15 protein-coding genes are annotated in these 23122 nt (G+C 40.9%); 2 read left to right on the top strand and 13 right to left on the bottom strand.

The features are described 5' to 3' along the window. Positions 1-19 precede the first annotated feature (19 nt). The 4 genes from G7074_RS14500 to G7074_RS14485 form a co-directional block, all read right to left on the bottom strand. Positions 20-2875, bottom strand: coding sequence for a TonB-dependent receptor (locus G7074_RS14500; protein WP_166209081.1), 2856 nt, complete (start codon positions 2873-2875; stop codon positions 20-22). Positions 2876-2877: 2 nt separating this feature from the next. Further along, complete coding sequence (locus tag G7074_RS14495; RefSeq protein WP_166209079.1) at positions 2878-3252, bottom strand: STN domain-containing protein; 375 nt, start codon at positions 3250-3252, stop codon at positions 2878-2880. A gap of 255 nt (positions 3253-3507) precedes the next feature. Further along, a complete protein-coding gene (locus G7074_RS14490) occupies positions 3508-4665 on the bottom strand; it encodes a FecR family protein (RefSeq protein ID WP_166209076.1) in 1158 nt (385 codons plus the stop codon). 100 nt (positions 4666-4765) lie between these two features. Beyond that, positions 4766-5326 carry an RNA polymerase sigma-70 factor gene (locus G7074_RS14485; RefSeq protein WP_166209073.1) on the bottom strand — a complete coding sequence of 187 codons (561 nt, stop codon included), beginning with the start codon at positions 5324-5326 and terminating at the stop codon, positions 4766-4768. Positions 5327-5564: 238 nt separating this feature from the next. Here G7074_RS14485 and G7074_RS14480 point away from each other — a divergent pair, with 238 nt between their 5' ends. Next, entirely contained in the window at positions 5565-6068 is a 504-nt protein-coding gene (locus tag G7074_RS14480) for a GNAT family N-acetyltransferase (protein ID WP_166209070.1), read from the top strand. Between the two features lie 13 nt (positions 6069-6081). Next, positions 6082-6513, top strand: coding sequence for a MarR family winged helix-turn-helix transcriptional regulator (locus G7074_RS14475; RefSeq protein ID WP_166209067.1), 432 nt, complete (start codon positions 6082-6084; stop codon positions 6511-6513). A gap of 99 nt (positions 6514-6612) precedes the next feature. Here G7074_RS14475 and G7074_RS14470 read toward each other — a convergent pair whose 3' ends face one another. The 9 genes from G7074_RS14470 to G7074_RS14430 all read right to left on the bottom strand — a co-directional run bounded on the left by G7074_RS14470 (position 6613) and on the right by G7074_RS14430 (position 23049). After that, complete coding sequence (locus G7074_RS14470; protein WP_166209065.1) at positions 6613-8118, bottom strand: alpha-L-fucosidase; 1506 nt, start codon at positions 8116-8118, stop codon at positions 6613-6615. A 138-nt stretch (positions 8119-8256) separates the two neighbouring features. Beyond that, the gene (locus G7074_RS14465; RefSeq protein WP_124558432.1) at positions 8257-10092 is read right to left on the bottom strand and encodes a RagB/SusD family nutrient uptake outer membrane protein; all 1836 of its coding nucleotides are present in this window, start codon (positions 10090-10092) and stop codon (positions 8257-8259) included. A 58-nt stretch (positions 10093-10150) separates the two neighbouring features. Further along, positions 10151-13513: a TonB-dependent receptor gene (locus tag G7074_RS14460; RefSeq protein ID WP_166209062.1), complete on the bottom strand. Its 3363-nt coding sequence runs from the start codon at positions 13511-13513 to the stop codon at positions 10151-10153. Between the two features lie 240 nt (positions 13514-13753). Then, entirely contained in the window at positions 13754-14917 is a 1164-nt protein-coding gene (locus tag G7074_RS14455) for a FecR family protein (protein WP_124558430.1), read from the bottom strand. A 68-nt stretch (positions 14918-14985) separates the two neighbouring features. Then, positions 14986-15546: an RNA polymerase sigma-70 factor gene (locus G7074_RS14450; protein ID WP_124558429.1), complete on the bottom strand. Its 561-nt coding sequence runs from the start codon at positions 15544-15546 to the stop codon at positions 14986-14988. A gap of 403 nt (positions 15547-15949) precedes the next feature. Beyond that, complete coding sequence (locus tag G7074_RS14445) at positions 15950-16942, bottom strand: metallophosphoesterase (RefSeq protein WP_166209059.1); 993 nt, start codon at positions 16940-16942, stop codon at positions 15950-15952. A gap of 69 nt (positions 16943-17011) precedes the next feature. Continuing rightward, on the bottom strand, positions 17012-17458 hold the full coding sequence (locus G7074_RS14440; RefSeq protein ID WP_166209056.1) for a hypothetical protein: 447 nt from the start codon (positions 17456-17458) through the stop codon (positions 17012-17014). A gap of 33 nt (positions 17459-17491) precedes the next feature. Then, positions 17492-19411 (bottom strand): RagB/SusD family nutrient uptake outer membrane protein, encoded by a 1920-nt coding sequence (locus G7074_RS14435; RefSeq protein ID WP_166209053.1) that lies wholly within the window; start codon positions 19409-19411, stop codon positions 17492-17494. A gap of 44 nt (positions 19412-19455) precedes the next feature. Beyond that, positions 19456-23049, bottom strand: coding sequence for a SusC/RagA family TonB-linked outer membrane protein (locus tag G7074_RS14430; RefSeq protein ID WP_166209050.1), 3594 nt, complete (start codon positions 23047-23049; stop codon positions 19456-19458). Positions 23050-23122: the final 73 nt, after the last annotated feature.

Here is a 23122-nt window from a genome sequence, read left to right as displayed (position 1 = left end):
GACGCTGTAAGTTAAAATTCTAGAAATCGAGGTTTAGGCCAAAATTATATACCTTCTGCTGCGGATAGGTAGTCCCAATGCTTCCGCTGCCATATTCTGGATCTACGAGTTTAATTTTAGACCAGGTAGCCAGGTTTTGTCCGTTGGCAAATATCCGTACCCTTTTCAAACCAACCCTTCTTAACAGGCTCTGCGAAAAAGAATAACCAATTTCTGCATTTTTTAATCTCATGTAATTGCCATTCTGCTGGGTAAAGGTGGAAAGCCGGGTATTATTGGCATTAGCACCAATATCAATCCTTGGATAAGTAGCAGTTGCAGCGTTCTCTGGCGTCCAGCTGTTCAAATGGTCCTTAAGCGCTGTTCCCTGCCTGTCAAATGGAACATAACCAAACTGATCGAAATAAACACTCGAATGAGCAGAGCCCTGGAAAAGCACGCTTAAATCGAAGTTTTTGTAGCTCAGATCAAACATAGCTCCGTATTGCATTTCAGGAACGGTAGAATAACCAATAGCCACACGATCAAAATCATTAACCACCCCATCTCCATTGTAGTCCAGATATTTTAAATCGCCTGGCACTATTTTACTGGTATAAGTTTGTAGGGGGCTGGCTGCAATTTCCTGACTGCTTGCAAAAAAGCCCTCGGAAATTAGGCCTAATGGCTGGCCTACACGTTTTCCTTTGCCCGATTGATAAGCGTAAACTGGTGTAGCTTCATTATTATCAATTACTTTACTACGGTTAAAACCAATATTTCCTTTAATGTTTATCAAAAAGTTATTGAAATTCTTACGGATACCTAACTCAACCTCAAATCCCTGGTTTTTTACCTGTCCTTTGTTAATAGGAGGTGAATTAGGTAAACCTGCCAGCTGTGGTACTAATGAATTTACCAGAATCTGTTTTCGGTCTTCACGGTAGAGATCAACATTAAAAGTAATGAGGTTATTAAAGAATTTACTTTCAAAGGCGATGTTTTTCTTATATCCCCGTTCCCAGGTAATATTTTCATTCCCTAAAAAGGATTCAGCCAATCCGGGAGTACCTGCCGGAGGGTTTCCAAAAGAACCTCCACTGGCATCAGCAAAATAGCTATTGAATAAGAAACGGCTACCACCGATCTGATCATTACCGACTACCCCGTACGATGCCTTTAACTTTAAAAACGAAATAAATTTGAGCTTTTCTTTAAAGAATTCCTCTTCAGTGGCAATCCATCCAACCGCTCCGGCCGGAAAAAACCCAAAACGTTTGCCCTTAGCAAAATTTTCTGAGCCATTATAAGCATAAGTGGCTTCAGCAAAATATTTGTTCCGGTAATTGTAGGTTGTTCTTCCTGATAATCCCTGTAGGGCAGCAGGAATATCTACATTGCTATAAGATTTCTGCTGGGTGTAAATAGCAGAACTTGTTAGCGCATGATTGCCAAAAGCCCTGTCATATGCCAGTATTGCCCTATAAGTAGCAAAACGGCTTAAGCCATAGGCACCGCTCACGGCGCCAAGCTTAGACCCTGTTCTGGTTCTAGTATAAGTACCATTTGCATTATACTGAAAAGCATCATAGTTTTTAGACCGGGTTTGATCCTGAAAGTAATTGGCATCGTAGGAAAGCGAAGCCGTTGCCGACAGGCCCTTGGTTAGTACATCCAGCTTTTGTGTGATGGCAAAAGTACCCTGCGAGCGGCCGGTGTAAGATACAACGTAGCCGTTATCAGAAAGTTCCGCAACCGGGTTGTTGGTAAGTGAAACTGCCGATCCCCATGTGCCATCTGGGTTTTTAATCGGATAGATATTCGGAGCAAAACGAACTACGGCAAAAAATGGTTCGTTCTCATATCTGGGCCTATTTACAGAGCCGAAACTGCCCGATAAATCTAACCTTAACAGCGTGGTTTTGGTTACATCAACATCCACATTACCACGGAAATTATACCTTTTAAACACCTGATCTGAAGGATAAGGAGTTTCAAATTTGTTATAAATACCTGCCTGCGATAAGTAACCCGCAGAAACAAAGAACCTGGCAAAGTTCGAACCGCCAGTAACCGTCAGGTTCTGTCTCGTCATCACCGATGATTTTCTTAATAAAATTTTAGCAAAATCATTGTCAGGGTATAAGAAGGGATCCGAATGTGTTCTGTATCCTTCCAGTTGGGCCGCACTGTAGGTAAGCGGCGTTCCATTATTTTTATTGGCCTGATTAATTAATGTAGCATATTCAAATGAATTTACTACTTCGGGTATTCTGGTTGGTTCTTGCAAACCATACTGGCTGGTAAAGCTAATGGATGGAGCTTTGGCTGCAGAACCTCTTCTACTGGTAATCAGTACTACACCATTTGCTCCTCTTATCCCATAAATTGCTGTAGCAGTTGCATCTTTAAGAATACTCACACTTTCTACGTCACTGGGTTCTATATCCGAAAGGGTACGCCCTTCTACCCCATCAACTACAACCATGGGGCTCGTACCATTTAATGTGGCTACACCTCTAATCAATAAGGTTGCCCCATCGCTTCCCTGCCTGCCGTTACGCTGAATCGAAATTAGTCCGGGCAATCTTCCTGCCAGGGCATTACTCAGGTTGGCTACCGGACTTTGTTTCAATTCTTTTGTAGATACTGAAGATATTGATCCGATTACGCTGGCCTTTTTCTGCACACCCTGTCCAACTACTACAAGCTCATCCAAACCTTTACTATCTTCCAGTAAAGTAATTTTTAGATCGCCCTCTTTATTCACTATTATTCTTTGAGTAACATATCCTACTCCCGATACAATCAGGACATCATTTACTTTTACATTCTTTAATGAGAACTTTCCGTTAAAATCTGTAGAGGCTCCATTATTCGAATTTTCCAGCTTCACATTTACCCCGGAACTGGCTTTCCGGCCTCATCAACAACCTCTCCGTTTAAAGAGAAATCGGCCACATTAACCACCTCCTCGTTCTTTTTTTCTACAATGGTGATAGTTTTATTGCGCAGTTTATATGATAATGGTTTGCCCATAAAGGCAAGGTTTAAAACTTCTTCAATTGAAGCATTTTTTACCTGCAGGGTAACGGGTTTAACTTTTAATAAAAGTTCATCGTTGTACAAAAACGCGTAACTCGTTTGTTTCTCAACTTCCTGAAAAACGACCTTTAAGCTGGTATTTTTAAGTGTTAATGTAATTTGTTGCGCGCGCCCACTGGCATGCACCCCGAGCGAAAACAAAAAAAATAATATTGTGGTTAGCTTCATAATCCTGATACTCTGAATAAATATTGGGCAAAGCGATTTTCTTTCATGTTCTTGGACATAAAACAGATATTTCATACTTTAGTAATGTTTGGTTAATATTTGGTTAGGTGATACTCTAATACAAATCGGACCTTACAAAACCGGAAGTAGTGGATTACTCCCGGTTTATTTTTTTTAGGTTCATTTGTGTTTGTAAGCAAACGTAGATTTTATTTTATCATAGGCAGCGGTTATTAATTTGTTGGTAAATTATTTTTAATTATCAACTGAGAGCGTATTACCATTTCTTTTAAATTTCATTCCGGTAATATCTGCTAGTATTTTCAACACATCTTCCAATTTTTCAGCCCTTGATATTTTTCCGCTATAATGTAATTCCGGGTTATTATTTTGTGCATATACTACCTTTATGTTATACCACCTGGCAAGTTGCGCTAAAATGGTTTCAATTCCATCTTCTTTAAAGTAGAAGTAACCGTTCTTCCAGGAGAGCACCTTTTCTAAATTGGCACGATTCAGCTTAATGTCCCCTCCATTTGCTATTGCCTGTTCTCCTGGTTTAAGCAAACGTACGGTGCCATTTGTTGCCATCTTTACCGATCCCTCGAACAATGTAGCCGACACTGTTTTTTGCTGAAATGCATTAACATTAAACCTGGTACCGAGCACCTTGATTTCGGTACCATTTACCCTTACTTTAAAAGGACTTGAAGCGTTGTGTGCTACCTCAAAATAGGCCTCACCTTTTAACGATACAATACGATTATGGCTTTTAACGAATGATACAGGAAAGGTTAATTCAGACTGGTTGTTTAACCATACAACAGTACCATCGGCCAGTTTAACTTTAAAAATTTTTCCGGTTGGCACATTGAGCACATTGTTTCCTACTGGGCTTATCGACTGGTTTTTAGGGTAGGTAATCGCATCCTGATTTATGGTAATAGCTGTACCATTGGTTTCTTTTACCATTACACCTTGTTGTTCAAGATCGATCCTTCTGCCATCAGATAAGGTAAGCGTAACTTTATTCTTGCTGTCCTGGGCTACCAGTACGGTTTGAGATAAACCTGGCTGCTTTGGAAGATTAACCTGATAATACCAGAAAATACCAGCCCCGGTTAATATTAAAACTGCAGCATATTTTAAAATGAGCTTTATTATGGCTGGCTTTCGCGCTGCAGCATTTGCCTTGTGTTTTACTTTAAGTAAGGCGGCATCTAAATCCAAACCATCTAAAAAATTTAAGCGCTTGTTTAAATCTCCCGAATTCCTGTACTCATCCAACAACCTTTTAACGCGTAAATCGGTAACCAGTAAATCCTGAAACTTTGCCTCTTCTTCAGCGGTTAGTTTCTGATTTAAATGGCCCTCTATTAATCTCGCGATCTCAAACGGGTACAGGTTGTTCATCTACTTTGTTTTTGGTTTTGCAGGTAAAGAGACTTAACCGGCAAATAAGGATGGAAGAAAAAATAAAAAAAATGCAAACAACTGATAATCAGACAGAAAATTATCTTAATAAAAACGGAAGCAGTAATGCAAGTGCCTCTGGCTTAAGTTTAGTCCTGAGCAGATCGAGCGCCCTTTTCTTTTGGCTTTTAACGGTATTGATACTGATATTTAAGCGCTCAGCAATTTCCTGATTGGAAAGCTCATCAAAATACCCCAGCTTAAATACTTCGGCACAACCGGGTGGCAATGTTTTAAGCGTCCTGTGTATTTCGCCAATAATTTCGGCATGGATAATCGCATCCAACGTAAAAGCTTGTTCAGGCTCATCAACTTTTAACGTTTCCTGGTATTTGCGAATAATTTTATTGTGCCTATGCTTTTTAAAACAGGCATATTTAACGGAGGTATAGAGGTAATTTTTAACGGCAATAGGATGGGTAGAAACCTGGCTCATTTGCTTGTGAAATATTACAAAAGTATCCTGCACCACATCTTCTACCTCATCGGTATAATCTCCCAGCATGCGGGCAGCAAAATCACACAATCGAGGATAATAAAGTTTAAATATTTCATCAAATGAAACTAATAGCTCATTATCGTCAGGCAACATTTCTGCCATAGTTAAATTTATATAGGTTTTTATTTATAACATGAGCAGACTAGATGTAACAAACATAAAACATTTTTTAAAAAAAACATATAGTAAGTCACATACTAACTACCCGTTCTAAAAAACAATAGTTAAAATTGCTCAATACACACTTAATAAAAAGGATAATTCTATTTATTAGTTGACTAATTCAACAAAATTATTTTACTTTGCACATAGTTGAATATGTCAACTATATAATTGCAACATGGAACAAATTAAACTATCAGATATTCAAATCAGAAACAACCTTGCCCCGGGCGATTTGGGGTATATCGCTTATATTCATGGAGATTTATACGCCAAAGAATGTAACTACGGACTGAAATTTGAGGCCTATGTATTAGAAAGCCTGAAAGAATTTGCCCTGTCTTATCATGCCGACAAGGATAAAGTATGGATCTGTGAACATAAGGGGAAAATAATTGGCTGTCTGGTTGCCCAACACCGTGAAGAACAGTTACAGTTCCGTTATTTTATATTAGCCCCAGCATATCGCAGTATTGGTTTGGGTAAATTTTTAATGCATGAGTTTATCCGTTTTGTGCAGCAAAAAAATATTAAGCATGCTTACCTTTGGACAACAGAAGACCAGCATACAGCAACTGCATTATACGAGCGGTTTGGATTTCAAATGACAGCAGAAAAATCATCAGACCATTTCGGAAAAGCCATCAGGGAAAGACGTTACGATTTAATAATAACCGAGTAATCAAAAATAATTTATGAAAAACAAAACATCGATTATTCAGACCATCAGATCGTTTAACCGCAACTATACCAAACTAATTGGCCTTCTCGACAGCCATTTACTGGCCAGCGGTTACTCCTTAGCCGAAGCTAGGATACTGTACGAAATACATGCCAATATGCCCATTAGTGCTTCTGATATCATCCTACAAATTGATATCGACAAGGGCTATCTGAGTAAAGTACTAAAACGCTTTGAAACAAACGGACTTATATCCAAAAGTGCCTCGAGCGCGGATGCAAGAATGAGTTTATTAGCACTAACCCCAACAGGTAATACTGTTTTTAATAACCTCAACGCGGCCTCCAATCAACAGGTAAAACAAATGATTGGCAAACTTACAGACGAAGAGCAGGAAAAATTAAGAAACAACATCGAAGCGATAAGCGAGTTATTGTTTCGATAGTTTTTACTATACAATTATTATGCGTACAGGGTACTAATAAAAGAGGACAGCTGCAATACAACTGTCCTCCCAACTATGTTTTACCTTTAAAAGCTTATCCTATTCTTTCTCATCCAAAAGGTACAAGCCAAATTCGGCCAATGTTGGGTTTAACCTCGAAGCCAATATTTTAAACCTTACCCGTTTAGCGGTAACTGCATTAAATTTTAACAAGCGTTTGTAGCCTACTGTAGTACCCGATGCAAAATTCTTCCATTCGGTACCATCAAAATATTCGGCTTCAAACTTTTCTATACGCTGCCCCACGGCAATATTTTCCTGTAGCGAGAGTACATTAAAGGTTGTATTTTTTGTCCAGTTTAATTCGATGGTAGTTGAGCTATCCTTACCAGTTGTTGTAAAATAAGTATTTAATTTACCATCAAACATGGCTTTTAGGTCTTTGCCTGATGCCGAGGTGATCGTTGCCGACTCAGCAATATTATTGGTAAAGGTGTTTTTCATTTTCCGGCCAAAGGCAGCCAGGTTTTTAACGTCGCTTTCGGCTATAAGCCCCTGGGTATTTGGCGGAATATTTAAAAGTAAAACCCCGTTTCTACCTACCGATGTAAAATAAATGTCCATTAACTTCCCCGGTGTTTTAACCTTAGCATCTTCGTTGCTATGGTAAAACCATCCCGGACGAATGCTCACATCGGTTTCGGCCGGATACCACACCAAACCTGTTGCATTCACCAGCTTACTGCGGCTACCACGATCCTGATCTTTGTAAGACCCCGTTAAGGTCGGAATTACATTTACATCTTTTTGAGATAATGCGGCTATCTTCTCCTGACTCTGCTCTCCCATAGGTAGCACACTCCATTCAGTTTCGCGCCCAACACCTGTTTCGGTACCTACCCAGCGTACATCGGGCCCCTGCACTGCAATAACCGCCTGTGGCTGCAATTTCCTGATTAAGGTGTACCAGCTATTAAAATTGTAAACCTGCTTTTTGCCGTTAGGCCCTTCGCCATTTGCACCATCAAACCAAACTTCATCTACTTTACCATATTGAGTAAGTAGTTCGGTTAACTGGTTTACGAAATAAGTATTGTAGGCATCTGTTCCGTACGAAGCATTATTGCGGTCCCAGGGCGATAAATAGACCCCAAAGCCAATATTGTATTTTCTACAAGCTTCAGCTACTTCTTTTACAATATCGCCCTTACCCTGCTTGTAAGGGGTATTTTTTATACTGTGCGCTGTAAATTTACTTGGCCATAAACAAAAACCATCATGATGTTTGGCGGTAATAATGGCCTGTTTAAAGCCCGCATCTTTAATGGCTTTAACCCATTGCTCTGCATTGAGTTGTGCAGGATCAAAAGCAGCAATATTTTCTTTTCCATCGCCCCATTCCCTATCGGTAAAGGTATTGATACCAAAGTGAAAAAAAGCAGTTAACTCGAGCATCTGCCAGCGCAGCTGGCGTGCCGATGGTGTTACGTTAGCCGCCTTGTTAATGATGGTACTTTGGTTATCGCCGGGCGAAATACTAACGATGCTTTTCTGGGCATAGGCCTGCGAGAAAAGCAAAGAAATAATAAAAATTGTCTTTTTCATTTGTGTTGTTGGTTGTGTGGGGTAAACTCAATTGAGCTCATAAATTTATGCATAAAAGCAACAGCAATTAAGCTGCTGCTTTTAAAGAGCGCATATTTTTAAAACTTTTTTAATACCGGGCTGCTAAACTTAGCCAGTTTACCATCCGGGATTCTGTACCAGCTTGGTACTTTTCTGGATTTCTGCTAATGGAATAGGCCATAAATAATATGCACGGGTAAATACCCTGGTTTCGTACTGTGTGCGTTTTAGAAATTCAGCATCGGTTTCGGCTCCTACGTTCATACCGTAAAAAGGACCTCCCTGTGCGCCCTGTCCCGAAGCATTCTCGGCAATCATCCACCTGCGCACATCAAAATATCGCTGACCTTCAAAACAAAGCTCAACCCGGCTTTCCTTTCTGATTGCCTCACGTTGCAAAGCCTGATTGCCAATAATAGCCGGATTACTTACGCTCCATTTGGGAATACCTGCACGTTCGCGTACCAAATCTACGTACTGGGCAATTTTAGGATCGGCAGGATTAACTTCATTTAATGCCTCGGCATATAAAAGGTAAAATTCCGCTAAGCGAAAGATAAAAGAAGGGCGGTAAAAGCTTTTCGGTGCCGTGGTTACCGACTGGCTTACTGTTCTGTTTAAGCGTTTGTACATGTTGTAACCGGTAATCGAATAGTTAGAAGCAATATCGTTACCATTTCCCTTGGTAAACTTAATCAGTGCGTTGGTTACAGGCCATCTTTTTCCATGATAAACAATAGAAGCATAAAAACGGGGCTCGCGGTTTACATACATGTTAAAAGTCCCTGCTTCAGATCTTCCTGCAGGCACCTCGGTTACAGTGGAAAAACCTACCTCGCTATAACCCGATCCTGAATCGTTAATGGATTTACCGTTTTTCATAAAGAAGGCATCCACCAATTCCTGTGTAGTGCCAACATTTCCATAACCACCCTGGCTACGTGGGGTTGCCCGGCGTACCATACCATCTCCCGAAGAAATGCTGCCGTAGGCTTCGTTACCACTTGCCCAGATTACTTCACTGTTCATAGCCTGAAACAACTGATAAATAGATTTATCGGGATCTAATACTCCTGCAGTAAATTCGCGGTACAAATCATATTTACCGACCGAGAAATTAATAAAATCCTGAAGTGCATTAACCGCTTTTTGCCATTTGTTATCATCTTTTGCCGGGAACAACTTCTTACCACTCTTATTGGTTAATGCCATTGCTTCAGCAAAACCACCATTGTACAGTGGACTGGCAGCCATAACCAGTATTTTGGCCTTTATAGCAAGGGCAACACCTTTGGTCGGCAGAGCGAGATTATTGATATCGGTTAAGGGAATATATTCATCAAGATCGGGAGCTACGGCATCCATCTCTTTGGTTACATAATTTACCACTTCATCCACACTATTGCGCTCAAAATCCAAATCGGCATCATTAGGGTTAACAGTCTTATCCATAATCGGAATTGGCCCATATAGTTCGAACAACAAATAATGATAATACGCCCTTAGAAACCTGGCCTGTGCCATTAACTTTTTAAATTCAGGCTCCTCGATAGCATCGGCAACAGTGCCACCCGACGAAGTGCCACCAACACGAGGTATAACCTTAGCATTGGCCATAAAAACATTGGCCTGGCGGATATACAGGTATAAATCCCAACGGCTAAATGGTGCATTTGAAGCATTAAAACCTGCAGGCGGTTCTACCCTGAAAGCACCTTGCTGGTTTCTGTTTTCATCGGTAAAAGCTGGCCAGGGATTATCTACCCCCCTAACGGCTGTAGTAGATAACTGAAAAACCATTGCCGATGAAGTGCCAATACCTGCAAAAATATTGCGGTGGAAAGCACGTGCATTGGCCGGTGTAGAAAAAATCTGGTCGAGTGTAAGCTGACCTGCAAGCTCATCGGATACATTTAAATAGTTTTTACTGCACGAACCTAGACTTATGATCATGCAGCACAGCAACAAGGCTTTATATATTTTTGATTTCATCATTCTTCTTCTTTGGATATTATAAATTAAACTCAATGCCAATGGTGTACGAACGCGGAATGGGGTAATTTAGGCCTTCATTGGCATTCCCGATCTCAGGATCCCACATTTTAATGTTATCCCAAACGGCTAAATTATTACCCATTAAGTATATCCTGCCGGTTTCGAAACCAATTTTCCGCAGCATTTTTTTAGGGAAACGATAACCCAGTTCAATATTTTTTAAACGAATAAAACTGGCATCTCTCAGCCACCAGGTGCTGGCTACCTGATTGTTTGCAAAACTATTGGAGTGCAACCTCGGATACATCACATCCTGACTTGGATTAGCCTCAGTCCACCTGTTAGCGGCTTCTGCTCTTAAATTTGACTCTTCGACGCCAAATGCAAATGGAAAAAAGTTACCGCCCGCAAATTGACCAAATACGGTTGAGGTACGCCCCACACCCTGAAAAAAGATACTGCCGTAAAAACCCTTATACTCGGCATTGAGCCCAAAACCGTACACAATGCCCGGATTAGCAGGATTACTGCCTGTATAATAGCTCCGGTCAAAATTATCGATCTTCCCGTCACCGTTTAAATCCTTGTATTTAATATCGCCGGGCCTAACTACACCACCCAGTGTGCTTACAGGTAGCCCTGGTTTTAAAGTGTAGGTACGTTTCCCTGCGGCATCGGTAACGAGTGTAAAATCGTTATCGGCATATAAACCATCAGCTGTATACAGGTTCCACTCACCAATGCTTGTCCCGGTTTGGTTCATCCAGGGATAAGGTTGTGGTAGTTCATCAATCTCGAGTATTTTGTTTTTGGCAATAGTTAAGTTACCCCGCGCCGTTAATTTCAAACCGCCAATATTTTGTTTAATGTTAACTGATCCGTCCATCCCTTTGTTGGATACCGAACCGAAATTTTGCCATGGCGACTGCCTGAAGCCGGTAACGCCCGAAACAGTGCGGCGTTGCAATAAAATACTGGAGCGCAGGTTATTGAAATAATCAACAGAAAAATCTACAGCACCTTTAAACAATTCAATATCTACTCCGTAATTCTTCTTATTTTCTATCTCCCAGGTTAAATCGGGTGCTTCAAAACGTCCCTCCACAATACCATTTAAACCATTCAGAGAGCCTGTACCACCAATTCCAATTGGATAGCCGGTGGTGCCAGTGGTATAGGTACCACGGTAAAGAAATCTTGCCCCGCCGGTATTGTCGTTACCTGTTTTACCAACAGATGCCCTGAATTTTAAAGATGATACTACCTTACGCAGCGCTTCAGGATAAAAAGGTTCGTTACTGGCATACCATGCCCCACCTATTGCAGGAAAAAAACCAAAACGGTTACCGGGCGAAAAAGTTTCACTTCCGGTTACGCCGAAATTGCCTTCTACAGAATACCGGTTGGCGTAGTTATAGGTTAGCCTACCCACATAAGCCTGCTTTTTAAAGGCCAATGCCTCCCCTTGCTGCTGTGCTTCTTTTTGGTAAGTTAACAACATAGCGCCAACAGTATGATCGTTTGCGAAAACACGGTTATAATTTAATGAACTTTCTAAATAGATATTTTTCTGACCATTACTTGTTTCTACAGGCTCGCCCAAAGTTGTTTCAGGATTTCCAACCTGAGTAAAGATTAGCTTACCATTGGCATCGCGTGCGGTTGCATTGAACTGTTTAGGCGACTTTAGTCTGTTCATGTAATAATTCATGGTAGCATCAAAACTAACAATCCCTCTAAAGCTCAATCCTTTGGTAATAAAATCTAACTTTTGATCTAAAGATAATTTGGATTGTAAACTTGTTCTCCATTCTTTAGCATAACCCGATTCCATTAACAAATTGTAGGGGTTAGAGCGGTTGGAACTTGGAATACCCGGATGGCCGGCTATAGTGCCATCTGAGTAAACGGCAGGAAAAAGATAACCCGGCACACCCATCATCCGCGAAAAAATGGCTGCAGTTCCTGTACCCGGATAGTTTGTTAACAGGTATTGTCCGCTCAAATCTACTCCCAATACAGTTGTTTTGGTAACATTTAAATCAATATTGCTACGCAGATTGTAGCGCTTAAGCCCCAGATTATTATCATAAATATTATTGGGATTGGAATTAAAAATTCCGTTTTCCTGATAGTAAGCGCCCGAAACAAAAAACTTAGCAATATCGCCCCCACCTCTGAAATTTAAAGTATGGCGGGTATTGTAGGTATTATCTCTGAGCATAACATCCAGAAACTTGGCATTCGGATATAAATCAGGGTCTGTACCATTCTTATACAAGGCCAGCTGCTCATCTGTTTTAAACACCGGACTATCCTCATTACGCAAGGCTTCATTATAAGCAAAAAGGTAATCGTAAGAATCCATAAACTCGGGGAGCCTGGTGGGTTTATTCTGTGTATACTCGCCACGGTAGGTAATTTTTGTTTTTTGCACCACACCGCGCTTTGAAGTAATTAAAATTACACCATTAGCCCCTTCTGCCCCATATACTGCTGTGGCTGCAGCATCTTTCAATACGTTAAAGGTTTCAATTTCATCTGGTTCAATATCAGTCATGGCGCGAGGTATCCCATCAACCAGCACAAGCGGATTGGTTCCGCCGGCAAAGGAACTTACTCCCCTGATCCAGAATTCGGCATTATCATAACCCGGTTCTCCCGATCGCTGAATGGCAATAATACCGGGTACCTGGCCGGCAATGGCATTAGTTAAGCTGCGGGTGGGTATGCGTAGTGCATCGCCCTTTACCGAAGAAACGGAACTTACCAGGCTGCTCTTTTTTTGCTTACCAAAACCAACTACCACTACATCACTAAGGTTAGCTTCGTCGTTTTTAAGCAGTACATTAATTACCGTACGGCCATTTAGCGGCTGTTCCTGGCTTTTGTAGCTCAACAAACTAAAAATCAATACTGCTCCTTCGGGCACTCCTTTTAATACAAATGAGCCGTTTCCGTCGGTAGCAGTACCGATGGTGGGTTTATTTTTAACCTGCACCGTAACACCTGGCAGTGCAAGCCCCGAGGTATCTTTTACTGTTCCGGTAATAGTTAATACCTTTGCTGCAACCGAATTTATTTTAGCCGTTTCTAAAATGGTGATGGTTTCGCCGTGAATCCTGAACCCTAAACCTGAGCCTTGCAGGGCTTTACTTAAGGCGGTATTGATATCGGCATTACTTACCTTAAAAGTAACTGGCAAAGCCTTTTGAATGGTTTCTTCGTTGTAAAGAAACCGGTAACTGGTTTGTTTATTTAACTCAGTAAAAACGGTTTTTAACGCTGCGTTTTTTACTGAAATATTAACCTGTTGCGCCCTTCCGTTGGCGAATACGCCAATCTGAAGTACAAAAATTAAAAGGGTAACAAGTTTCATAATTTTGATAACTATTGGTATACCGGAAATTGCTTGCCGGTGGGCAATATTTTGTCTGTGACAAAAGAAATTCATACTTTCGTTTGATTTAGGTTAGAGAAATAAGTTCGGTTTTAATACTGTTTTTTCGTACCTGAATTACTTACCGGAGGTGGTGGTACACTTCCGGTATTCATTTTTCAGACATACGTGGTCCTGTCTGCTTTTACATCATATTTTTTCAGTTTGGTTTATATTTGGTTAATTGATAATCAGGTTCCGGCCTTCTATACCAAAAGACAGGTTACTTACATCTTTAAGCATATCCAGTACTTCGCTTAATTTAGCCTTTCTGCTCACATGCCCGCCAATATGGATATCTGGCAATTTCCTTTTGTAAACAAGTTTTAAATCGTACCACCTGCTTATTTCAATCAAAACAGGCTCCAACGCATCATTACTGAAATAAAAATCGCCTTTACACCAGGCCACGGCTTTATCCACATCGCCTTTTGAAACTGCAATATTTTGCTGATCGGACAGTGCCTGCCTGCCCGGAATAAGGATATTGCTGCTTTTGCCATTACTCACCTTAATCGATCCTTCTAAAAGTGTGGTTTTTGCCGTTTGGTTATATGCCGAAATGTTAAAATGGGTGCCTAAAACTTCAACATCCGATTCGTTAAGTTTAACTTTAAACGGACGGGTAGCATCTTTTGCCACTTCGAAATAAGCTTCGCCTTTTAAACTCACTAACCGCTCATTGCCTGCAAAGCTTACCGGAAATTTCAGTTCCGACATGGCATTCAACATTACTTTTGAACCATCAGGCAAGGTTACCTTGTAAGTTCCGGCCATGGGTACAATTAAAGTGTTGTATTTTGTGCTGGCGGGATCGTTAGTTTTGGACTGTCCGTAACTGATTTCGCCAAGGTTGCTGATAATCGTAGTACCTTTTTCATCGTCAATTACCTGTTTTTCTTTGTTTAGCGATATTTGGATACCATCAGAAAGGATTAGCTTAGCCGTTTGGGTGCCCGGTAAAACATCGTTTTTGTAGGTTTTGGTTATATCGGGAATAATCCGTGGATCGGGTTTATTTAAATTGAAATAGAAAATAGAAACTCCAATAACTGCGATCAAAATGGCCGCATATTTAAGCCAGCCATAACGGTTTTTATGCTGAACAACTTTAGTTCCGTTAAAACGGTTGTTAACCTTACGCCAGGCCTGATCTACATCCACACCATCCATATTTGCCAGGCGCTCTGCTGTGATGCCGGCAGTACGGTAAGTTTCAAGCAGCTCATACCTTTCTTCATCTTCAGCCAAAAGCAACTTCAATCGTTCCTCCTCTTCGGTGGTTAGAGTACAAAGCAGGTATCCGGAAATTAATGCTGACAATTCAAAGGCTTCTTCTTTCATCGTTTGTATGGGCTATACAACTAAGAAACCTGAAGAGTAAAAAAGGATGGAAAATAATTTGAAAAAAATTAATGATGGAGATACATAGCCGCAAAAAGTGCCATTGCAGCTTTTCCGAGGTGTATTTTCATCAAAGATAACGCGCGTTTTTTCTGACTTTTAACCGTGTTGATGCTAATATTCATCAGTTTGGCAATTTCGCTATTGCTTAATCCTTCTAAATAACCATATCTGATTACCATGGCGCATCCGAGTGGAAGGGCATTAATCTGATCATAAATCTCGGCAATAATCTCGGTATGGATAATACCTTCCAATATCTGTGGATCGGAATAAATATCCAACGGATTGTTTTTATTATAAACATCGACCACATTGTTATGCCGTATTTTATTTAAACAGGCGTTTTTTACGGTAGTGTATAAAAATGATTTTACTGCATTGAAATTGGCAGCTATACTTTCCTGTTGTTCTAAATAAACCACAAAGGCATCCTGGGCTACATCTTCTGCCAATTCTTTATCCTTTAACAAGTAATATGCAAAATCATATAAACGCCGGTAAAGCTTTTTAAAAAGCTCCTCAGGTTGCAAAACATCAGCAACATCTCCGTTGTTTTTATTGAACATACTTATTATTAGCCGTTAGATAAGGATAGTGGGTATAAATTAAATGGATCTCCAGGGAGTTTTAGCTCTGACTTGTTTTATTTGGTAACAGCAAATTTATAAGAATTACAGTAAGATCAAAATGAACAAGGTGAATTTAAGGCTAAAGCCTACAGCGGAGAGACCAAAACGAAGAGCTTGGATGTCCTTAAATGTCTAAGATGGTGAAAAAGACCGAGGTCGGAAAGTCGGAAGTCCAGGGTTTTGGAGTTTAAGGAAGGGGTTAAAAGCGGAAAAACTAAAGCTTACATGGTCTTAGGTGTAAACTATCGGAGTGGCTATTCGAATTAAAGCCACAGACCAGCAGATTTAATCTCACCCTATAGCTAATCTGTAAATCTGTGGCTAAAAAATTAAGCGTTTGCTATTTTTCTTTACGCGTTACCTGAATATTCCTTTTGCTGATAAAAGGTACAATTTCTTTGTCTGGAGCAAGGGCAATTTGCTCAACATAATTTAACTGTGCAGGCGAAGCACCTACCCAATTGCTTTTTCGTCCCTCAATATGAATGGTTGCGGATGTAGGGTTAATGGTTAAAGTGGTAAATAAGGCATCCTGGTAAGGACAGGTGCTGGAAATCCATGGGTACTTTTCATGAATTTCTTCGGAATAACTGTTGTGTTTGTACTTTGATCCTACCCAGAAATAAGAAGCAGAATTAAGGTGTACATAGTTTATATTCTTAATTAAAAGCTGGCAATCGATATGGGTATGCCCGTTTATGGCTACTAAAATCTTATCGGCAGCACTACTTAATATTTCTTGTATTTCTGCAGCATTATCAACTGCCAGTTCGCCAGCCAAAGGCTGGTGGCTCATTACTACAATGGGTTTATTTATCGTTTTTAATTGCTGCTGCAACCACTGTCTCTGTTCGTCGTTAATGTACGATGGGTATCCACTCTTACGGGTAGGTGATCCTTTATCATTACCATCTAAAACAATGAAACAAATACCATTAATTTCTTTGGTATAGTACCGGGCTGGCATTTTATAATACTCCAGGCACTGTTCTTTGGTATGTCCGGCATCGGTATCGTGATTGCCAATTATATGCAAAGCTGTTTCATGTGCATGGTTAAAACGGTCGATGAGCGTCTTATTTTTAATGTTGGGATAAGCAAAATCCCCCATTTGCATGATAAAGTCGGGCTTATTTTTCTTAACATGAACTAAAAATGCTTCCAATCGCTCCGCACCATCGTGCATAATATCGTGGTGCAAATCGGTAATGAGGCTGGCCTTAACCATTTTCGCTTTTGAAGGAAACATGCCCAAAACGGTATTGGGAATCTGCAAAACAATACCGGTGACCATTATGCCATTAATAAAGCTTCTTCTGTTGATCTTTTCCATAGTTAATAATTTATTATTTTTATGAAAAGGCCAAACCCAGTATAGGTTTCAGCCTTTTCTATTAGCGTATTAAGGTGCTACTGATATCATAATTGTCCAATCGCGCACAATACCATTGGCCGATGTTACGCGATATACAAATTTACCTTTCGAAAAATCGGCGATTACGCCCGCTGGCGGAGCGCCATCTAATGGTTCTATTTTCTGGGCAAAATGTGTAAACCTGATACCCATTTTGGTAACATCGGTTCCTTTGGCTGCCGCAATGGTAATCATTGCATTATTTTTATCGATAACATTCGTTGGTGTGGTAATACCTGTATTCTGGTACCCCGACACCGGATCGGTATACCCCAATTGATTGGTTACCGCAGTATATTTAAAAAGTACCACCCCGGTAATATAGGCCTGATCGCCCCAAACGGTATCATCTAGCCCTACTCTTGGTTTTAAACATGCTGTTGTACTTATCGAAAAGATAAACAGCAATATAACTATCCACTTATTAGGTTTCATAATTTTGAATTTTATAGTAATCATTAAATCTTCTTATCTCCAGCCAGGGTTTTGCTCAAGTTTAGCCCCCTTGGTTTGGTATAGCCTGATTTCCTGCAGCGGAACCCCGGCGAGGTAATCTCTTGCAGGTTCAATAAAGAACCCCCGGCCTCCCGGCCTGAAATCGGCTATTTTAAATAAGGGGTTAATCCTCCCATCAGGAAAACGATCTACGTTACTGCCTGAGGTTAAATTCAGCACCGTTTCATTCAGGGTATACCCATCAGCGCGGATCTGGCTATATTTTGTAGCATCGCTTCCCATATCCAGGGCTACCTGGGACGGAGTGCGGTTATAATAATCTAAAAACTCCTGCAATAAAGCACCCTTGGGCTGATAACCGTTAACCACCTTTTCAAATACACCCCACCTCTTTAAATCATCCAACCTGAACCCTTCGAGAGCAAACTCTACACTGCGCTCTCTCCTGATTTCATTAACCAAAGGTGTTTCGCTAAGATCAAAACCCAGATCTTCGCGATATACAAATCCGGCCCCTGCATTAATGGTCATAGGAATCATTCCCACCCTGCTTCTGATCACGTTTACGGTTTTATCCAAATCTGCCTGGTTAAGTGTACCTAAAATGGATTTAGCCTCTGCCAGGGCCAATAAAGATTCTTCGTAACGCATCAACACATCATCTGTTTCTCCTTTTCTGTACTCCTGGGCAAAAACGGCACCTTTAAAATTCCGGTAACCGGTAGAGGTAAAGCCTTCGGTGTAGGAGCCTGCAGGTGCAATAAGCGGATACCGGAAAGGTGTACCATCGCCACCACGGCCGGGCAGTTTATTAAATGGCCCTCTGTCTGAGGTCCAAACCGTTTGTTTAAACCGGGGATCGAGGGTGCTGCTTAATGTGCTCAACGTGCTCGTTGCACCTTGCTGGTTACCATCGGTTTTCAGGTACATATCTACCAGGTGATCGGTAATGGAAGGCCCCAGATCTATAATCTTCCAAAAGAAATTATGGCTTTCTGTAAGCTTGGAAGCATCGTAAACTTTATAAAGAATTACGCCATCAGTAGCCGCAGCATCCTTTTGGGCAAATAACTGATTATAGGCTAATGACCTATCGCCCTGATTGGTAAATATTTTACTGCCATAACGACTGATTAACATATTCGCCGCAGGCTCAACCATCGCCAGAAATTCTGCTCCGTTTTTACCCTGCATGGCAAAGGGCGAGTTTTTTCGGCCATGGTAACGCTCCCAGGTACCTTCGTAAAGTGCCACCCTGGTTTTTAATACCAATGCGGCATCTTTGGTAATTCTCCCGGCTATTCCGCCCTCGGCTTCGCCTTTCCAATTGAGTTTTGCAATAGCAGAATCGAGATCTTTAATAATCTGACTGGCTACTTCGTAACGCGAAGCACGGGGTTTATAAAGTTCTGCGACATCGGTTTCCTTTAAAATATCAGTAACAATAGGTACGCCTCCAAAATTTCGTAGCAAGGCAAAATAATCCCAGGCCCTGAAAAAATAGCCCTCGCCAATGTAATGTCTGGTTGAAGCGTTTTTCTGTGCGTTTAACAAAGCATAATGAAGGAAATAGTTATCGCTTCTGATGGCTGTATAACCATTATTCCAGATGGAGCTGGTTTCGGGAGCAACTGAGTTTGAGGTTAGCATGTTTAAACCTGCGGTTACCGTAGTTTGGCTGATCATTACATCTGAATTGGCATCTAAACTGGTATTGGCTATAGTACCTAAGGCTGTGTACTGGGGTGCCAATTTGGGATAAAAGCCATTTGCATAGGTTTGCAAATCGGCAGCTGTACGGAAAAGGTTATCGGGCCCTGTAGAAATTAAAGGTTCTTTATTTAAAAAATCCTTTTTACAGGAACTGAGTACCAAAAGGAGCACCATACCGGGCAGCGTAAGGCATTTTATTTTATTTATGAACAGTTTCATGTGTTTAAAATTTTAAGTACATTTTATGAGCTTTATCAGTTAGGTTACAACCCTACCTTAATACCAAATGAATAGTAGCGCAAAGGTGGATAGCCACTTGTGCTGTTACTGAACAGGCCAGAGAGGTTACTCAAAAATTCGGGATCGTATTTTATAAATGATTTGGAATAAATAAATCCCAGGTTTTCACCACTGGCGTAGATATTTACATTTTTTAAGCGGGCTTTGGCTATCCATTTCTGAGGAAGATCATAACCAATTGTTATATTCCTGATACGCAGATGGGCAAGATCGAGCGCATATTTGTTAGTAGCCAAAGCACTACCCGTATTTAATGCCGGGAAAAAAGCATCCCGATTATCTGTACTCCAGTATCCCAGTTGGCTACTTTCTTTAAATACCGGTGTACCAAAATACGCAATGCTGCTACCGGCATTAGTACCCCATACATACAATGAATTGCTGTATATTTTCCATTGCATTACCCCTTCAAATACTGCCGATATGTTGAAGTTATTCCACGAAAAGGAAGGCACGATTGAATAACTCTTACGTGGATAATTGAAACCATCCCTCACTACATCGCCCATGCTATACCAAAAACCGCCATTACCGGCATTGATATAACCATCGCCGTTCAGATCCTGATACTGTAGATAACCTGGATAATTATAGGTGCCGGTAAGCGTGTGACCGTTTAAATCATTGATGTTTTGTGCTATACCTGCTGATTTATACACAAAGTTCTGACCGAAAAGCTCACCAGGTGTCCAGGCGCCGCTTCTTAAACCTGAGGTGTTACTGCTATACTGAGTAACGTAGCCAATATAATCGCTCATGTTTACCCTGATATCATAAGTAAATGGTTTCGATGCCAGGGTGAATTTATCATTCCAGCCGATACTCAGCTCCCAGCCCCTGGTTTCTGAAACCGAGTTGTTTTGAGCCGGAGCACCCGTTCCCAATACTGCTGATACCGGATCTGGCGGGCCGATCTGATCTTTTATCCTCCGCTGGTACCAATCATAAGTGATGTTAAGCCTTTGTTTTAAAGCCGTAATATCGATACCAAAATCGAGCACGGTTGGCTTAGCCCAGGTTTGTGTAGCACTTAATAATCCGGGCGGGGTAAATACATTTGAATAATTTCCGCCTAGGAGTGTGGTTTTGCTTACAGATGCACCAAGTACTGCAGTAGGATAATAATTGCTTGCACCCACAGAAGTAAGGTCGCCTGAGCTAGACCACGACACCCGTGGTTTAAATTCGCTAATCCAGTTTTTTAAGGGCCAAAATGTTTCTTTAGCTGTATTCCAGGCTCCGGAAACCGAAGGAAAAAATCCCCAGCGGGCATCGGCAGCAAAACGCGAACTGGCATCCCTTCTGCCTGCAAACTTGATCAGGTATTTCTCACGAAAATCATAAGTAAACACCCCATAATAACCCAAAGTAGCCCATTCATACAAATTATCATCTGCAAGCGGATTGTTAGCTGCAAACCTTAATGCTTCAACCTCATTCGGTGCATATAAATCTGTTTTACTACCTGTAAGTGATTCGAAGGCATTTTTTTCTATCTGCATCCCAACCTGAGCCAGGAGATTGTGCCCCCCTTCGAAACTTCTTTTATACTGGCCGCTAAACTTTGCAAACTGATAATTGAGCAAGCTATTCGATTTTGTAATGGCACTGGAATTGGCCGAACGGTTATTTTGAGCCATTGTACCATCCGGCAGTTCGGTAAAAGCAATCTTATCAACTTTTGAATAAAAAGAATTGCTCAAACGCAGACTGTAATCGCCATTCAGCTCAAAATATTTAAATGGCCGTACAGTAGCTCCTCCGGTAAGCACCACATCGTTTCTTCTGTTTTTAATCAGGCCACCTTCGCCCAGAATACCGGCTGCGCCTAAAATCCACGAGTAGGCATTACCTGATGGTACCCTTAAAGGTGTAGCAAAATACTGGGTCATGCTTCCAAATATGTCACCATAGTTCGCAATTAAATTACCACTTGGTCCATCTGTTGCTGCCCCGTTCCGGTAATTTGCACCCTGGTTTTCCTGTCTTACCAAACTAACGTCTGTTCTTAAATCCAGCCATTCAGCAGCTTTATAATTTAGCTTGGTTTGAAAATTCTGGCGGCTGTTGTAGTTAAAATCACCCTTAAACAAACCTTTTCCTCCATTATAGCCAACACTGGTAAAATACTGTAGCCGGTCTGTTCCACCGCTAAGGCTTAAGTTATGCTGCTGGCTAATGTCTGATTTGTTTAAATACGTATCATATAGTTTAGTAGTAGCAAAAGATTGTTCCCTGGTCCAGTATTTAAAACTGGCATCGGAAGTAGGAAACTGGCCATTTTCTATGTACGATTGTGCTTTATCCCCAAACCGGGTGCGCAGTTCATCGAAAGCAGGGTTATTCCAGTCTTGTTGTAGCCAGGCCTCCATTCTGGCAATCGTTATTGCATCTACCCCTTCTGTGCCGGTTCCGGCAGGCTGACCGTTTTTTTGTGCCATGTTAATGTAGCGGGCCCATTCAGGCGATTCGGGTTGAGTTGGGAACAAGGCTATTTTCCCAATCCTAATGTTATTGGAATAAGTTACAGTAGCTTTCCCTGATTTACCGCTTTTGGTGGTAATTAGCAATACTCCATATGGCGCCCTCGAACCATAAATTGCAGACGATGCACCGTCTTTAAGGAGCGAAACTGATTCTACATCATTCGGATTAACATCCTGCATCGGCCTTTCAACACCATCAATCAATACCAGGGGCCCACCCGATGTGCCGAAGCCTGTAAAACCTCTGATATTAATACTGGGAACACTTTCTGGTGCCCCACTTGGCATTTTAATATTTAACCCGGGCGCCAACCCTACTAAACCATCCGCAAGTGTTCTTAATGGTCTGTTTTCTATTTTTTTAGCATCGATTGTAGAAATGGCATCGGTAAGGCTGTTTCTTTTTACTTTACCGTAAGCTGTTACCACCACATCGTTTAGCGTTTCCTGGCTTGGATTGAGTAAAATTGGACCATTTATGCTGCCGGCCAAAACTTCTTTACTCTGGTATCCAATAAACGAAATAACCAAAATGGCTTCTTTATTAGCAATATCAATGGTAAAAATGCCACCACTATTGGTTTGTGTTACATTTTTAGTACCCTTTTCACTAACACTTGCCCCAGGTATGGGCTGGCCTTTTTCGTCGATCACTTTACCTGTAATTTTTTCGGCAGGTTGACTAAAAGGGATAAAAAAACCAGGTTTAATAACCTTTTCTTTAAGCAATACTGTCTTATCAGTTACCTGATAATCAATCGCCTGGTCTTTAAAGCAAATTTCGAGCACTTCTTCCAGCGAAGCATCTTTTACGTTGATGGTAACTGATTTGGCTGTTCTTAACACCTTCTTGTTGTAAAAAAAATCGTAGTTACTTTGGTTTCGGATTTCATCGATAATGGAAGTTAACGGAGCATTAACTTTACGCATAGTAATTTTTTGTGCGAAAGAAGACGCACTTACCTGCATGATGGTTATTATCAATAAAAATGTGGCTATCTTCATCACCAGCAGAATTTTATAAAATGCATGGCTGTTACCTCCATACTTCTTATGTAAGTTTAAATTCATAAATTTGAATGTTGGGTTTTGATTTAATACGAGATTTAAATTTTATTCCGGCATACCGGAATGGGTAAACTCA

This window comes from Pedobacter sp. HDW13 (genome assembly GCF_011303555.1).
Classification (GTDB): Bacteria; Bacteroidota; Bacteroidia; order Sphingobacteriales; family Sphingobacteriaceae; genus Pedobacter.
Note: the sequence above shows the minus strand (reverse complement) of the source record. Positions and strands in the feature narration are given on the sequence as shown.